Origin of the sequence: Gordonia paraffinivorans NBRC 108238, from assembly GCF_000344155.1 — a bacterium.
Classification (GTDB): Bacteria; Actinomycetota; Actinomycetes; order Mycobacteriales; family Mycobacteriaceae; genus Gordonia; species Gordonia paraffinivorans.
Genome location: NZ_BAOQ01000060.1, coordinates 1 through 16,142, shown reverse-complemented (window position 1 = coordinate 16,142; position 16,142 = coordinate 1). Strand labels below are relative to the sequence as shown.

Here is a 16,142-nt window from a genome sequence, read left to right as displayed (position 1 = left end):
GGCTGTATCGGTAGTAGGTGACCCGATTCTTCTTGAAGCTTGTCTTGTGGTTCGCCGGGAACGGTTGGGCCAGTGTCAGCCCGTCAGGTGGTTCGGCGCCGGGGTGCTCGCTGCGCCACTTGTCAATCGTGTAGGGCACCGACGGCATCTTCTCGCCCAGGATGAACGTCAGGCCGGCGGCCTCGATCGCGGCCATCGTCGCTGCTGAGATCATCCCGGCGTCAGCGACCACCGTGACGTCGGCCAGCTGGTGGGCCTTGATGAACGAGGTGATCGTCGGGACCATCGTCAATGTCTCGGCCTTGTTCCCTTCGAACGCCTCGATCATCAACGGGAAACCAGTCGCATCGGTGAGCAAACCGACCGTGATCTGCGGTTCCAGTCGCCGTTCCTTCGAGAATCCGGGCTCCCGGAACCCGTCAGCCTTGTCGGTCTCGAAGTACAAGGTCGTGACGTCGTAGAGCACCAACGTGGCGGGCCCGAGGCCGGCGTGCGCAGCACACGCTGCGGCCAGGCGTTCACGCCAATCAGCGTGGGCGTAAACCGGCAGGTGCCGCTTGATTGTCGCGTACGAAGGCGCGTGCACGCCGACTTCGTCCAGCACACGCAGAGAGTCGAGTTTGCTGGTCGGCTCGATGATCCGGGCCAGAACGAGATCGCGGAACACCGTGTCCCCGCCCGCAGCGTCGGCGAAGCCGAGTTCGCGGTAGATGCCGTCAAGGGCGTCCCACAGCACAGCCATCCGGCTGCTGGTGATCGGTAATGCCCCGCCCGCCGGCGCCGCAGCCAATCCCAGATCCAGTTCGCCTTGACCCGCAGATAAGCATTGTGCAGCAACCGATTTCAGAGCTGCGACCTCGGCTTCGGTATGCGCGGAACCGATGTGATCGATCGTGCGCGCTCCCTTGCGATTGGAGTACACGATCTGGACCGCGGTCGCACCCGAGGCTGTCTTCACCGTCCGAACGAACGCCATACCTCAGATTAGAACCCCAATTTAGTGTCCACCTCGCGACCCCAACCAGCAGGTCACAGCCTCACCGACGACGGAATCGGAGAAAATGAGCCAAGTCAGGACCAGCGGGGACATCAAACTGGCCGTTGACACCGCCAGCGAATTCGTTCGAACGATGCCCACTCGCGTCTGACCGGATGCACGACTGCGGTTCATTCCCGCTCCCGCCTGTCATGACAGCATCTCTGCCCCCGGCTGGTGCATTAATCTTGTTTGGATCGCGTAGTGCACGGTGTGGCCATCGCGGGGAGACAAATTGGCGGACGACACCAATCTTCGATGCTGTTGAAGGCCGACTTTCCACACACCGCAGTCAGGACTTGTGGGATACACATCGTTTTGAGTGAGCTGTCGTGCCACGTGCGTGACAACAGGCGGACCACTCGTGCGGGGTGATTAGACGGGGTCGACGCGAGTGGCGAATGCAGGGTCTCCGAAGGGCCTGTCTCTATGAAAGCGAACGCCCACCGTGGCCGCAGCGCCGTCAATAATCCCCCACGAGGTCTGGCACAGGTGCGCGGCAAACAAGTCCCTGCTCATTCCATTCTGCCGACCGTGATCGATCCACCACTGGGTCGCTGATAGACCAGCCCCTAGGATAGAGGCCACTGCTACGGCGACGAGGGACTCGTCGGCGCCGACCTCTCGGAGGCCACGAGCGAACTCGTCAGAAATAATCTCCATTGCCGATCTCAGCTGATCTGCGGCCCCTCCCTCGCCGGACTCAGAGTACTGGAACATGTGATTCGTCATGAGGAAACGGACGACCGCCGGATGGTCGTCGACCAAGGATACGTATGCAGAGATCGCTGAACGGAAAAGCTCGTCAACGGAGCTGTCTTCCTGTCCGGAGAGCAGAGTTGACTGCGCTGACTCCCACATCATCGAACCCAGACGTGCTGCCACGGCGGAATAGAGCCCAGCTCTGTCACCGAAATGGCGGTAGAGCTTAGGTTTCGACGCACCTGCCTCTTCCGCAATATCGTCCATGCTCACAGCATCGCCGAACTTTTCGATCGCGCGTATAGCCGCGTCGACGAGTTCAGCCTTAACGACAGCGCGGTGGTCGTCCCAACGCGTGCTTCGTGCGTCGCGCACACGACGCTGCACTTTCACCGGGGCCGCGGAGATTCGACGGACTACAGACATGGCCTCCTATGTTATCAGGATGGACGACTCGTCGCGCCGGTGAGCACGTGGCGCCCGCGTGGCCGAGGCATTGGTTGATGAGACGAGCTTCAGGCGGATCTGTCTAACCTGGCCACAGCTGAATTGAAGTCTTCAACGGCCTCTAGGTTGGACATGTGACCGACCTTGTCGAGAAGAGTGAATTCAAATAGAACGCCCTGCCGACCCAGTCGCGCTGCGAGATCCACCGAATGGGCCGCCGGGGTCAGTCTGTCGGCATCGCCCACGATGACCGCCGCCGGCACTGTCAGCGAGTCAACACCCCTGCTGACGTCGATTGTCGCCAAAACCGCACCCCACATCCCCCGCACCTGTGGTGGGCATCGCAACACGATGTCGGCGCACTCATCGATTACCTCGACAGTCGCGCCCGGGCCCAGGGTTCCGTAACGAATCAGGCGGCGAGACAAACGCGTGTCCTGCATCTCGGGTCCCGCGACCGCAAGACTAGCCGCGAAGGCCCGTTCAAGTCTCGGTCGTAGCTGGCGGGGAACTTTGAGTAACGTTGACCGATCCACCAACTGTGATGGCCCGGTGCTTGCCAGTACTACTCCGCGGGCCAGCTCCGACACCGAGGCTGGGTACTCAGCTGCCCAGCTCATGATGGACATACCTCCCATGCTGTGTCCGACCACGACAGCCTTGTCGGTGGGAGTGGCTACCGCCCGAACTACGGCCTCCAAGTCATCGGCCAGAAGTCTCGCCGAGAACGGTACCCGGCCCCGGTCGCTCCACCCGTGTCCGCGTTGGTCGTAGACCACTACCCTATGCGTCGCCGCGAACTGTTCGATCTGTGGCCGCCAGAAACGCCCCTGACAGGCCCAGCCGTGACTAAAGACTAGAAGTGGAGCATCCCGGCCCGGGCCGAATTCCTGGGCGAACAACCTGGTTCCGTCGGAGGAGAGGACCTCGAGGTGCCGCGATCCTCGCGACTCGCTCGCTATCTCAGAGGTCATCGAAGCTCACCGTGACTGCATCCGTCAGCGGAAGTGCCTGACACGCAAGCCGTTCACCGTCGGCGATGTCATCTTCAACGAGGATGTGGTTTTGTGCCATTTCTACATCACCCTCAACCAGCTTGCATACGCACGCGCTGCAGGCCCCTTCTCGGCAGGAGTACGGGGCATTGTGACCTTGGGCCAATAGCACGTCGAGCAACGGAGTGTTGCGCGGCCACTCAGTCGTGATGGACTGCCCATTCAGATAGACCGTGGCGGTCGCCACACCATCGTCGTCACTGAGCTGACGCATCGTGGCTGTCTCGAATGGATCTCCGGTCAGTGACTGAAAGACTTCTCGATGTACCGAGGCGTGCTCGACACCGCAGGCCTCCGCCGACTTCTGAACCAGATCCATGAACGGCGCCGGACCACAGGTGTAGATCTGTGCACCGCGGTGCTCACGTATGGCGGATTCGACATCCTCAGGTGCCGGAATCCCCATAGCCGACTCCAACCAGTGGAAGACCGTGAAACGCTCGGGGAACTCGGAGGCGATCTGCGCCAGTTGGCCCTCGTACATGATCGACTCGGCATCGCGATTCGCGTAGAACAGTGTGACTTCGCCCCCGCCGCACACAAGCGCCGACTTAATCAGCGACAAGACCGGAGTGATCCCACTTCCTCCTGCAAAGAATAGAAAATCGACGTCGAGATTCTTAGCCGTGAAGTGCCCCGACGGCGGGAGGACGGTCAACTCCATTCCCGTCATCGCGTTGTCGCACAGCCAGTTCGATGCGTAACCGTTCTCCGTCCGCTTGATCCCGATCTCGAGACGGAAGTCCTCGACGTGAGGCGAGCTGCTCAACGAGTAGCATCGTGCGACATGACCGGTCCGATCAGATGGGATCTTCACGGTGATGAATTGCCCTGGGACATGCTTGAACTCCTCGACCATGGCATCGGGGATCTCGAACGAAATGGTGACGGAGTCTTTCGTTTCCTGGGTCACTTCTGAGACGCGCAAGGTGCGTGAGCGGGCTGCGGCAGCCGGACGTGCATCGGGTTCGACGGTCACTTGAGGATCCCCTGTCTACGTGCGACCGCGTAACCCGCCCGTGTCAGTGGCGCCGCGATGTCCTGGTAGCGGGGACCGATCACCCGTGCCACGAAGTCGAAACCGCGGGCGTCCGCACCGATCAACACTCGTGCCTTCTTCTTGTCCATACCTTTGAGGATTGTCGCCGCTGCTTTATCCGGGGTGCTTCGTGCGATCCTGTCGAACAGCGAGGCGACAGTCGCGGTGTCTGCCCCCATGGCGGAAACGCCTCGGGCATTGTTGACGATGTTGGTTTTTACACCCCCCGGGTGCACACATGTCACTGTGACCGGGTATCGACTGATTTTCATCTCCTGTCGGAGCGCCTCGGTGAAGCCTCTGACGCCGAATTTCGCGGCATTGTATGCGCTCTGGCTGGGGATTCCGATCAAGCCGAAGACGCTCGACGTGTTAATGAGATGTCCGTCCCCGGACGCGATCAGGTGAGGCAGAAACGCCTTCGACCCGTTAACGACTCCGCCAAAGTTGATGCCCATGAGCCAGTCGAAGTCTTCCCAGGTCATGTCGACCACGTCGACGCCCAAGGCCACGCCGGCGTTGTTGAACACCATGTCGACGTGGCCCGACTCTGACCGCACTCCGTCGGCATAGTCCTGAAACGCACTGCGGTCCGCAACGTCTAGTACGGCGGCGGTTACCGTCGCCGCATACGTGGTGCGGCAAAGTTCTGCAGTCTCCTTCAAGTGCATCTCATCAATGTCGGACAGTGCCAGTGCGGCACCTCGCTCCGCCAACTGGAGTGCCAGAGACCGACCGATCCCTGACGCGGCACCGGTGATCACTGCCACCTTGCCTGTGTAATCATGCCGGTCAGAATTGCTCACTGTCGTCTCACCATTTCTACGAATCGTGTCTCTCCGTGCGTTCGGGCTCAGGCGATGTCGTACTCGGCGGGGTCGAAATCTTTTGTGGCGCGCCAGTACTGCCATGTGAAGCCCGGCCACACGGTCCGGTTGACGCCCTGCGAGTCGAGATACCAACTCGTGCAGCCGCCGTTGGTCCACACTCCCTTGGCCAGCTTCCGCTGGATGTCGGTGTTGAACTGTTCTTGCACGGACGGGCGTACGTCAACCTTCTCAGCGCCTCGGCTTTCTACTGTGTCGATGGCCTTCATGATGTATTTGATCTGTTGCTCGATCATGAACACCACTGAGTTGTGGCCGAGGCCCGTGTTGGGTCCGAGGAGGAAAAACAGGTTGGGAAAACCCGCGGTCGTGATGCCCAGGTGCGTGTTAATCCCCGTCTGATGCCAGTGGGACGGGAGATCCTCGCCAGTGGCACCTTTCAGGGCGAGCTGATCGAAACCATCAGTCACGTGAAAACCGGTCGCATAAATAATTACGTCGATGAGGTGCTCGACGCCGTCTGAGGTGATGATGGAATCAGCGGTGACCCTCTCAATCCGATCGCTGATGACGGTGGTGTTGGGCGCCGCAAGTGCAGGGTAATAGTCGTTTGACCCCAGAATTCGCTTACAGCCGATGCGATATGACGGGGTCAGTTTCTTGCGTAGTGCCGGATCAGAGATGGAGCGTTCAATGTTCCACCGAGCGACCCGTTCGATTGGCCGCATAAGGTTGGAGTGACCGTTGAGGCCGAAGGCTAGGCTCTCCGCACCCCAGTACACCGACCACCTGGCGATACGACGTGCAATCGGGAGTCTGCTCAGAAGAGTCCGCAGGGCCGGCGGAACGGTGAAATTCTTGCGGGGTAGGACCCAGGCAGGGGTTCGCTGGAAGACCTTGAGGGACATGGCCTCCTTCTGTACGAACGGCACAAACTGGATAGCGCTGGCACCAGTGCCGATCACGGCGACACGCTTGCCCTCCAGATCCACCGAATGATCCCACTGTGCGGAGTGAAACGCTTCGCCTTTAAAGTCCTCAATCCCCGAAATTTCGGGAAAATTGGGGATATGCAGCGCACCGACTCCTGAAACTACGAACTGAGCAATGTACTCACGTCCGGACTCAGTACGCAGGTGCCACCGCGACTCTGACTCGCTCCAGTATCCGGAAACCAACTTCTGACCGAAATGAATCTTTTGTGTCACGCCGCGCTTGTCCGCGACGTCTTGTAGATACCGCTCAATTTCTGGTTGTGACGACCACACCTTCGACCAGCTACCTCGACTTTCGAATGAGTACGAGTACATCAGCGACGGGACGTCACATGCACAGCCCGGATAGGTATTGTCGCGCCAGGTTCCACCGACGGAGCTTGCCTTCTCCAGGATTAGAAAGTCGCTGTACCCGCGACGTCTTAGCTGTGCGGCCATCCCGAGACCAGAGAACCCGCTTCCGATGATCAGAATCTTGGTCGAAATCGGGTCGTCGGTTGAGTCGGTTTTGGCGGCGGCGCGCGAGGCGCGCCGGGTAGTTGAAGATGCCATGTTTATGCTTTCTCCCTCGTGGGTTCGTTGGCACAACACATCACCTGCGCACAGTGGCAGCGGGTGATCTGTTGAGGCGGAAGTGATCGCGAAGCCATCGAGAATGCTCCGCACAGGTCTAACTGATGTCGACCGTGACGGCTCGGCCGCGTGAACGGAGATCAGCGGAGATCGTCGGGAAGGCTCCGCGTCGCGCGCCACATGGCCATTGTGAACTTGCCTTCCAGCATTCCCGCCTCATGGAAGAACCGAATCATGGGCTCCGACATGAACTGCAGGTTGGTCCGATAGTTTGGGCTGGTTTGTTGTGCCCATACGCCACGCCAGCGGCTAATTCCCACTGCGGGGTACACTTTCGGATTAATGAGCAGCGGGTACGCCAGGTTCGCGATGACGGCAAGCACCCCTCGGTGCCAAGCGCGCGTCGCCTTACGTCGACGCTGCATGCCTTCGATCATCTCCAGTCGCGCAAAGGTAATGTGACGGGCTTCCTCGAGGACATGGATCTTCATGAGCTGGCGAAGCTGAGGCTGCATACTGGGGTCGTTCATCGCCTCGCGCTGGGCGCGGTCCAGGATTTCCTCGATCAGCAGCGTGGCTCCGGACACCGACGGTCCGAGCGGGACGAAATGCAGGATCTTTGCGAAGCTCAAGAAGCCCTTAGGGAGCTTGTAAGGGGGCACGCCTGTTTTGTTAATGAGGCGCGCGAACATAGTGGAATGGCGGGACTCATCGCCGATTTCTGTTAGCGCGTATAGGGACTTCTGATCGGTTAGGGCCCCCTTTGCCGACATGCGCAGGAGCGCCGAACTCAAGAGGTTCTCTGCGTAGATGCCGAAACTGAGGATGCTCACGATCTCGTGGCGTCCCAGCTCGCGACGCTGCTCCTCGGTCATCTTGTTCCATAGTTTGGTGCCGTATAGCGACACCCGGTGCTCTGGCAGAAAGTACTTGCCTTCCTCCCAGGGCGACTCCCAGTCGATGTCGATCTCCGCGTCGTAGAACTTCTCCGCGGAAGACCGCAACAGACGACCTGCAGATCGTTCCATGTCGACGGGCTTGCGCCCGTTCACCCGGGCCATGCCCTCCTGTGAAAAGTCGGGCTTGATATGGGCATCCTGCACGGTCATGTCTTCTCCTCGGTCGTTCAAGGCTGGGAGTCGGGGCCTGGCGCCCAGTACCCATTACTCGCAGTATCTGGTACTGCTAGTATCCACGAACCGCGTTATTTGTCAACGCTCAATGCGAAGAAGGTAGGGCTGCATGTCTGACGACCATGACCTCGACTACTCCGGCGAAGGAACCCTGGTGTGCCGCGGGACGGAGATCCATGTCGAAGCGAAGATCAAAGGCTATTTCCAGCCGCTGAACGGCCTCTACACCTGGTATGGCCGGATTCAGAAGAATGATGAGCTCGACGAGCTCCTGAAGGGCGCCCGCGCGATCGCTGTATTTACGACCCCCGAGGGCCGAGCGGAGTGTGTCGTCGGGGATCCCGACTTCTGGGGCCGATACCGCATCTCAGGTAAGAGCACCCCCCCATACCACCTGCCCACCACTCTCGAGGAGGTCGAAGACATGGCCGAGCACCACCGCAAGTGACAACCATCCACCGCCGCACGGACGTTCGCATAACGGGTGCGCACGATTGGGTCGCCCACTTCAGGTCGAGAGGAAATTTCACATGGTGAGTTCGTCTCCCATTCGAACCCGCCCGTCGAGAGGGGGCGAGAAACTCGGCGAATACAGTCCGACCCTTGAGCGGGTTGCATGGTTTACCCTCCGCCGCAAAGGGATTGTGACGCTGGTCTGGCTCGGCGCCGCCATCGGCTTAGGCCTTCTCTTTCCTCAACTGGAGTCAGTGATACGGGAACAATCTGTGGATCCGATCCCGGCCGGAGTCCCGTCTTTTCAGACCTTGGACCGTATGGGCGCCGCTTTCGACGAGCGCGGCGCCAAGACCACAGTATTCGTAGTGATGGAGAACAGTGCAGGCCTGTCCGACAACACCCGCGATCGATACCACGTGCTTGTCGACACCCTGCGGGCGGACGACAAGCACGTCATCGCCGTCCGAGACCTGCTGAGCGATCCCCTCACTGCGAGTCAGGCTCTCAGCAAAGACAAGCAAGCCTGGTATCTGCCCGTGGGAGTGACCGGCACACTCGGGGGACCCGATACCGCGGAGGCGGTCGCAGCGGTACGCGACACCGCGGAGAGAATCTTTCGCGACACTGAGACGAGAGTCCGTGTGACAGGCCCACCCGCGACATTTAGCGACCAACTCGCCGTGGGCGAGTCGGATCTGGTCCTGATCACTGTCGCCACCGTGCTGCTGATCGCCGTGATCCTCCTCGTCGTCTACCGTTCGGTGTTCACCGCGCTGATGCCGCTGCTTGTCGTGGGCATGAGTTTGGCCGTAGGTCGCGGAGTTCTATCTGGACTAGGCGAGCTGGGCATGCCGGTATCCCAGTTCACCTCGATGTTCATGACCGTCATCATCTTCGGTGCCGGAGTTGACTATTCGGTGTTCCTCATAAGCCGCTACCATGAGGGTATTCGAGCAGGCAACTCTCCTGATGCCGCTATTGCCCACGCGAATGCAACTATCGGCCGCGTGGTTCTCGCATCGGCGGGCACTGTGGCCCTAGCCTTCCTGGCTATGGCCTTCGCCAATCTCAGTGTGTTCAACACATTAGGTCCGGCCTGCGCAATCGCCATAGCATTCGCATTCTTGGCAACGGTTACATTGTTGCCCCCCGTGCTCTCCTTCGCCGCCAAGAGAGGTGCCGGCCTTCCCCGCCGTGACCTGACGCGGGATTACTGGAGAAGAGTCGGAGTCATGGTTATCCGGCGGCCGGTACCTCTGCTGGCGATCAGTGTGGTCGCGTTGATCGGCCTCGCCCTGGTAGCCGCAACAATTCAGATCACCTACGACGATCGCGAGGGGCAGCCAACTGACACAGGGAGCAACGAAGGCTACGCGCTGCTCAACCGCCACTTCCCGAAAGACATCATTATCTCGGAATTCTTGGTGGTGGAGTCCGAGAACGACATGCGCACGGCTCAAGGCCTTGCCGACCTCGACCAGTTGGCATCCCGCGTCGCGCAGATTCCCGGCGTGACCAGGGTCATTGGCGTGACGCGCCCGACCGGTGAGAAGCTACAGCAGGCGCAATTGTCTTGGCAGAACGATCAGATCGGTACCAAGATCACCGAGGAGACCGGAGATGTACAGGCCCGCAAGGGTGATCTGGCCGTCCTTAAGACCGGATCAGAGCAGCTAGCCGGAGGCCTGGCACAGCTAGAAGAGCAGATCTCCTCCAATCTCGCTCCGCTGTCGGGGTTGCTCGACGAGGTGTCGTCCTTTGGCCCACAACTCGACGAGTATCGGCCGTTGGTGAACCAGCTCGCGAGCGCTGCTCCAACGCTTCAGCAGTTCTCCCAGCAAGCGCCTGAGCTGTCTCAACTCGCCCGTCGGGCCCAGTCTGCGGCAGATGCGATCGCGCCGGCATTGTCCGCATTGGACGCTCCGTGGTGTCAGCAGATCGCGGAGTGCTCGGCACTGCGCGCGCAGACGGCCGACATCCGGGCACTCGCGGATGATCAGTCGCTCGCGAGGGTGGCTGACTTTACCGCGCAGCTCGGCCGCGTGAGTGCGCCAGGCTCTACCGACATGGCACAGCTTCAGCGTTCTTTTCAAACGCTGGATTCTGCACTACAGACGATCGGTGGGCAGAACCTCGGGAACAGGGTGTCGCAACTCGAGTCCGGCGTCGGCGTTCTCGCCGACGGCGCACGTCAGTTGTCGAATGGAGTCGGGGCTTTGGTGGACAGCAACCTTCAGTTACTCGGTGGACTGGCACAGGTCGCCGCACAGCTTCGGGCTCCTGCCCGCGAGGTCGGCGATTCTGATTCGGCAACCGGCTTCTATCTCCCCGCGGATGCGTTCAAGGACCAGCAGTTCAGTCAGGTCGCTCGACAGTTCATCTCGCCCGACGGGAAAACCGTGCGCTATGCGATACAGACCGCCTACGACCCATACTCTGCCGAGGCAATGAAGCTCGCGAACGAGCTGTCCAGCGTCGCCGAGAACGCAATGCCGAACACCACGCTGGAGGGCGGACGCGCTTCGGTCGCGGGCTTTCCTGCGATCAACGCCGACGTCCAGCGGCTGTTGTCGCACGATTTCAAACTGCTTGGCATTGCCACCCTTCTCATCGTGGGTCTGATTCTGATGCTGCTGCTGCGGGCCGTCGTTGCGCCGGTGTACCTTCTTGCAACCGTCGTCTTGAACTACATGGCGGCGCTCGGTATCGGTGTGCTTGTACTCCAACATATGTTCGGTGCCGGGATTGCCTGGCCAGCTCCACTGGTGTCATTCATTGTTTTGGTGGCGGTGGGCGCTGACTACAACATGTTGCTGGTCTCACGACTGAGAGAGGAGACGAGGGCGAGCGTGCGGGTTGGCGTAATGCGTACAGTCGCCTACACCGGGTCAGTGATCACCTCGGCCGGGTTGATCTTCGCTGCCAGCATGTTCGGACTGATGGTCGGTTCCATCGATGTGATGGTGCAGATCGGGTTCATCATCGGTGTCGGTCTGCTTCTCGACACGTTCCTGGTGCGGACCTTAGTAGTCCCGGCATTGGCCGTGTTGCTGGGCAATGCGAGCTGGTGGCCGGGTCACATCGACCGTTCCCCGCACGCCCCGGGACCATCACAGAAGACGACGCGCGGGCGGACCCCTGGGGATCTGACTTGCGTCGGTCCCTGAACATCCCGACCATCCCGACCACTATCTGTTGGGGCAACCGGTCCCGGTGTTGCCCCAACAGATTAGGAGCGAGGTAGTACATGTCGCGGCACACTCGCCGGCGATAGACGAGTTGTGTTGGTACTCAATGCTAGTGTGACAAGGCTCATCGATCTTCCCCAGGTGTGCTCATTGAAATTCCCCACCCGGAGGCGGCTTCTACTCTAGCGTTCGCCGGGTCGGTGTGGTCGCGGTGCGCTGGTTCTGGGAGCGGGCGTGGTGGTCGCGTAGGCGGTAGGAGTCTCCGTCGAGTTTGAGCACGACCGAGCGGTGCAGCAGCCGGTCGAGCATAGCCGCGGCGACGGTGGTATCGCCGAGGACTTCACCCCATTCAGCTACGGATCTGTTGGTGGTGATCACGATGCTTGTTTTCAAATAGTGTTGCGCCACAACCTGAAACAGTGCCGACGCAGCCTCGGCGGGTAGTGGAAGGTATCCGAGTTCATCGATCACCAGCAGGGTGGGCCCGGCGAAGAACCGCATGCAGGTGGCCCACCGGCCCTCGATGGCCGCTTTGTGGCAGCGGGCAGCCAGATCGGCGGCGGTGGTCACGTAGGTGCGGTAGCCGACGTGTACCGCGGCGCGCGCGAGTCCGACTGCGAGGTGGGTTTTGCCGGTGCCGGGCGGTCCGATGAGCAGCACGTTGGTCGCTGATTCCAGGTAGGCGCAGGTGCCCAGTTCCCGGATGAGGTGGCGGTCCACGCCGGGTGCGGCGTCGTAGTCGAAGCCGTCGAGGGTGGCCGGGGTCGGTAGGCACGCGAACCGCAACCGGCCGGCCAGGCGGCGGGCTTCGGTCGCGCAGACCTCGATCTCTAGGAGATGTTCGAGCATCTGGGTCATCGACCACTCTTCGTCGCCAGCGGTCTGCAGTACCGAGGGCAACGCTTCGGCGGCCGCGTCGAGTTTGAGTACGGCGAGGTGGCCCCGCAACTTCTGATAGGTCGAGACCGCCGCCTGACTCTGCGGCTCGGGCATGGTGGTGTGGGTGGTCATGGCAGTTGGGTCCTGTTCTGTGCGGCGCGTTCGTAGACGCTCATATCGATGACCGATGGTCCGGCATCAACCGATGGGTTTGCTGTCGTTGTTGTGTTGTGGCGCAGTCGTTCTGCGGCCTCGCGAGCGTGTTGCCCGGGTGGGATGCGTTCCTTGCGGCGGTGCGGCCTGCCGCCGGTGACCGCAGCAGCCATGGCTGCTTGGTCGAGGGCGACAACATGGCCGTGGTCGCGTATCTGGGCGCCGGTTCCGGGTGCGGCGAGGCGGTGGCGGGCGATCACGATCCCCGAGGTGGTGGCGATGTCGATATGGCCCGCGCCGAGGCGTTCGGTCACCGTCACCTCAGCCATCGCCAACTCCGGGGGCACCGAGTACTGGTTTCCACGCCAGGCGACGAGCGCTTGACGAGACGCCGTCCTGGCTTCGCTCACCAACGCCGGAAACGGCGTGGCCGGTGCTGGAGACAGTGGTTCGCGTTGGGCGATGGTGGCGACGTTGTAGCGGCCATCACGGGTGCGGCGCATTCGCACATCCGAGCGGGTACGACAGAACTTGTCCAGACTCGCTTGGGCCTGTTCGACAGTGATGTCATCGCCCACGGTGCGCCACCACCGTTGAGCAGCAACACGATTGGCTGATTCGACGACACCTTTGCGGTTACCTCGTCGTGGTGGGCAGATCGCCACCGCAACACCGTAATGCTTGGCCACTGCGGCGAACTCCGAGGTCAGCGCGCCGCTGGCCGGATGGCAGACCGTGGCCATCCGGTCGAACCGCCACACCTTCGTCACCCCACCGAGTCGGCGGGTGATGCGATCGAGGCCGGCGACCACGTGTGGGCGGGTCATATTCGGTGCCAGATAGCCGCGCTAGCGCCCGGAGTGCGCCAACGATCCGACGAACAAGTACGCCGTCGATCCCCACCCCCAGCAGGTCGGCGGATTGGGTAGTTCCAGCCAATCCCATTGTGTCTCTTCACCCGGCGGGTGCTCGATTACCGCGTTCGGTCGGTGGATGGCGGAGGCGCACTGCTCACACGTCGGGCGCAGACCACGAGCCCGGATCTGACGAGTCAAGGGTTTGATACGACTGGCTGTAACCGAGCTCCTCGAGTTCATCGCACAGCGTGCGCGCCCACAAATGCGGATCCTCGGCCAGGCGTGCGGTCACGTACACGACGAACGGTTCGAACGGATCCTCATCCGGCTTCTTACGCTGCCCCTGTCCATGGCCATGAGAAAGTCCCCACTGGTGGCCAGGTCGAGGTCCCCGCTGGTGGCCAGATAAAAGTCCCCACCCTGTGTTCGTCGTGTCGACCCGGAACTGAGGGCCCAGGCGATGACGGTGAAGGTGCCAACCGATCACTGTCACCGCCTGGGAGTTCCATTGGAGTCTGCGAAGGACCGTATGGACATCATTTCTGCTTACCGAGAACTCGGAAGCTATCGCGCCGCCGCCGAGGTGTGCGGCACCACCCACAAGACCGTCAAGCGTGTGGTCGACCGGTTCGAGGCCGACGATCAACCACCAGATCGCATGGTACGGGCCCGCAACTACGACACCGTTGCCGAGCTGGTCGCTGAGCGAGTCGAGCGGTCGCGCGGCCGGATCACCGCGAAACGTCTGCTATCAGTAGCGCGAGCGGCGGGTTATGCAGGCTCGGCCCGCAACTTCCGTCGTCTCGTCGCTCAGGAGAAAACACAGTGGCGCCGTGACCATCATCGTGGGCGTCGCCCGGCAGTGTGGGCTCCGGGTGACTACCTGGTCATCGATTGGGCCGTGATCGGCGGGCTACACATGTTCTGCGCGGTGTTGGCGTTCTCACGCTGGCGGTTCGTTCGGTTCGCCACCAACGAAACATCCACCACCACACTCGGATTCATCGCCGAGGCGTTGGAAGAGATCGGTGGAGTACCCAACAAGGTACTCGCTGATCGGATGGGCTGCCTCAAAGGTGGGGTCGTCGCCAACGTCGTCGTACCGACCCCCACGTATGTGCGGTTTGCCACCCACTACGGGTTCGCCCCGGACTTCTGTCACGGCGCCGATCCGGAATCGAAAGGGATCGTGGAAAACCTGTGCGGGTACGCGCAGTCGGATCTGGCGCAACCGTTGTGGACCGAAGCCAAGATCGCCGCAGGTCGTGACGACGTGCAGCTGGATGTGCACGCAGCGAACCGGGCCGCGCGGGACTGGTGTGTCGAGGTCAACACCCGCCGCCACAGCGACACACTGTGCGTGCCTGCTGAGCAACTCGATGTGGAACGAGAAGTGCTGTCGAAGTTGCCATCTCTGCGGGCCCAAGTCGGTCCACCGCCGGTCACCCGTAAGGTCGATCGCCTCTCGTGTATCCGGTACGCCTCGGCCCGCTACTCGGTACCCAACCGGCTCATCGGCACCACCGTGACCCTCATCCAGGACGGTGAGCGGCTCCTGATCGCCGAACCCGCCTCCGGTGAGATGGTTGCCGAACATCTGCTGGCCGCACCCGGAGAGGTCGTCCTCAACGACGACCACTACGGGGGGCCACGCACACCGCCCAGTCGTGCACCACGACCCAAAACTGCGGTGGAGAAACAGTTCTGCGCTCTCGGTGAGGTTGCTGAGCAGTTCCTGGTCGGTGCCGCGGCGATCGGCAACACCCGCCTGGGCGGTGAACTCGATGACATCCTCGGCCTGGTCACCTCCCACGGCCATCAACAGGTGCTCACCGCTCTGACCAGGGCGGTGGCGTTCCGACGGTTCAAGGCCGCCGATGTGCGTTCGATCCTCGATGCCGGAGCCGGCACCCCCAACCCGCGACCGGCCGGCACAGCACTGCTCGGGCATCTGCCTACCGCGCCCACCCGCTCGCTGGATGCCTACAAGCTCGGCGCCGGCGACAAGGAGGTGTCATGACCACCACAACATCGACATCAGTTGCACCCCAAACAGTGCCGCCACTACCGGCCGACCTCGACCACGCGCTACGCCGATTGAAACTGGCCTCGATCCGCCGCACCGCACCCGAGGTGCTGCTCACCGCGAAAACTCAGCGGTGGACACCCGAAGAAGTACTGCGGACCCTGGTCGAAGCCGAGATCGCCGCTCGTGATGCCTCCAACATCCGCAACCGACTCAAAGCTGCCGGGTTCCCGCTCACCAAAACCCTGGAATCGTTCGACGTGGCCGCATCGTCCATCCCGGCCAACACCTTCGAATACCTGTCCTCGCTGGAATGGGTTCGGGCCCAACACAACCTGGCCTTGATCGGCCCAGCCGGGACTGGCAAGAGTCACACCCTGATCGGGCTGGGGATCGCCGCAGTGCACGCCGGACACAAAGTGCGGTACTTCACCGCCGCCGACCTCGTGGAGACCCTGTATCGCGGGCTGGCCGACAACACCGTCGGCAAAACCATCGACACCCTGCTGCGCCAAGATCTGCTCATCCTCGACGAGATCGGATTCGCCCCGCTCGACGACACCGGCACCCAACTGCTATTCAGGCTCGTCGCCGGCGCCTACGAACGCCGCTCTCTCGCGATCGCCAGTCACTGGCCCTTCGAACAATGGGGACGCTTCCTGCCCGAACACACCACCGCCGCCAGCATCCTCGACCGACTCCTACACCACGCCACCATCGTCATCACCGACGGCGACTCCTACCGCATGACACACCGAACGGAGGTACCACCCACC

The 16,142-nt window shown here is 61.6% G+C and carries 12 protein-coding genes and 1 pseudogene; 4 read left to right on the top strand and 9 right to left on the bottom strand.

The features are described 5' to 3' along the window. From GP2_RS20160 to GP2_RS20130, 7 genes are all read right to left on the bottom strand, one after another. The coding region (locus GP2_RS20160; RefSeq protein WP_006902482.1) for an IS1634 family transposase at positions 1–976 on the bottom strand (976 nt) is incomplete at its 3' end. 435 nt (positions 977–1,411) lie between these two features. Next, positions 1,412–2,164: a TetR/AcrR family transcriptional regulator gene (locus GP2_RS20155; RefSeq protein ID WP_006902481.1), complete on the bottom strand. Its 753-nt coding sequence runs from the start codon at positions 2,162–2,164 to the stop codon at positions 1,412–1,414. Positions 2,165–2,253: 89 nt separating this feature from the next. Beyond that, positions 2,254–3,159: an alpha/beta fold hydrolase gene (locus GP2_RS20150; RefSeq protein ID WP_010844919.1), complete on the bottom strand. Its 906-nt coding sequence runs from the start codon at positions 3,157–3,159 to the stop codon at positions 2,254–2,256. Beyond that, a complete protein-coding gene (locus GP2_RS20145; protein WP_005195189.1) occupies positions 3,149–4,219 on the bottom strand; it encodes a ferredoxin--NADP reductase in 1,071 nt (356 codons plus the stop codon). Before GP2_RS20145 ends, GP2_RS20150 begins: the two co-directional genes overlap by 11 nt. Beyond that, on the bottom strand, positions 4,216–5,085 hold the full coding sequence (locus GP2_RS20140) for an SDR family NAD(P)-dependent oxidoreductase (protein ID WP_006369629.1): 870 nt from the start codon (positions 5,083–5,085) through the stop codon (positions 4,216–4,218). Before GP2_RS20140 ends, GP2_RS20145 begins: the two co-directional genes overlap by 4 nt. A gap of 47 nt (positions 5,086–5,132) precedes the next feature. Further along, positions 5,133–6,653, bottom strand: a complete 1,521-nt coding sequence (locus GP2_RS20135; RefSeq protein ID WP_006902478.1) for a flavin-containing monooxygenase — start codon at positions 6,651–6,653, stop codon at positions 5,133–5,135. Between the two features lie 161 nt (positions 6,654–6,814). Continuing rightward, entirely contained in the window at positions 6,815–7,783 is a 969-nt protein-coding gene (locus GP2_RS20130) for an AurF N-oxygenase family protein (protein ID WP_005195186.1), read from the bottom strand. 133 nt (positions 7,784–7,916) lie between these two features. Here GP2_RS20130 and GP2_RS20125 point away from each other — a divergent pair, with 133 nt between their 5' ends. Both GP2_RS20125 and GP2_RS20120 read left to right on the top strand, forming a co-directional pair. Continuing rightward, complete coding sequence (locus GP2_RS20125) at positions 7,917–8,255, top strand: DUF4873 domain-containing protein (protein WP_006902477.1); 339 nt, start codon at positions 7,917–7,919, stop codon at positions 8,253–8,255. Between the two features lie 82 nt (positions 8,256–8,337). Next, entirely contained in the window at positions 8,338–11,430 is a 3,093-nt protein-coding gene (locus GP2_RS20120; RefSeq protein WP_006902476.1) for an MMPL/RND family transporter, read from the top strand. Positions 11,431–11,628: 198 nt separating this feature from the next. Here the strand turns inward: GP2_RS20120 and istB (GP2_RS20115) are convergent, their stop codons facing one another. Together istB (GP2_RS20115) and GP2_RS21450 are read right to left on the bottom strand one after the other, a co-directional pair. Then, positions 11,629–12,462, bottom strand: coding sequence for an IS21-like element helper ATPase IstB (gene istB, locus GP2_RS20115; protein WP_006902475.1), 834 nt, complete (start codon positions 12,460–12,462; stop codon positions 11,629–11,631). Then, positions 12,459–13,797: pseudogene (locus tag GP2_RS21450) on the bottom strand (Mu transposase domain-containing protein). Before GP2_RS21450 ends, istB (GP2_RS20115) begins: the two are co-directional and overlap by 4 nt. 51 nt (positions 13,798–13,848) lie before the next feature. Between GP2_RS21450 and istA the strand changes: the two are divergent. Together istA and istB (GP2_RS20105) are read left to right on the top strand one after the other, a co-directional pair. After that, positions 13,849–15,360: an IS21 family transposase gene (gene istA / locus GP2_RS20110; protein ID WP_006902472.1), complete on the top strand. Its 1,512-nt coding sequence runs from the start codon at positions 13,849–13,851 to the stop codon at positions 15,358–15,360. After that, positions 15,357–16,142: IS21-like element helper ATPase IstB (istB, locus tag GP2_RS20105; RefSeq protein WP_006902471.1), on the top strand; the 786-nt coding region annotated here is incomplete at its 3' end. The genes istA and istB (GP2_RS20105), both read left to right, overlap by 4 nt.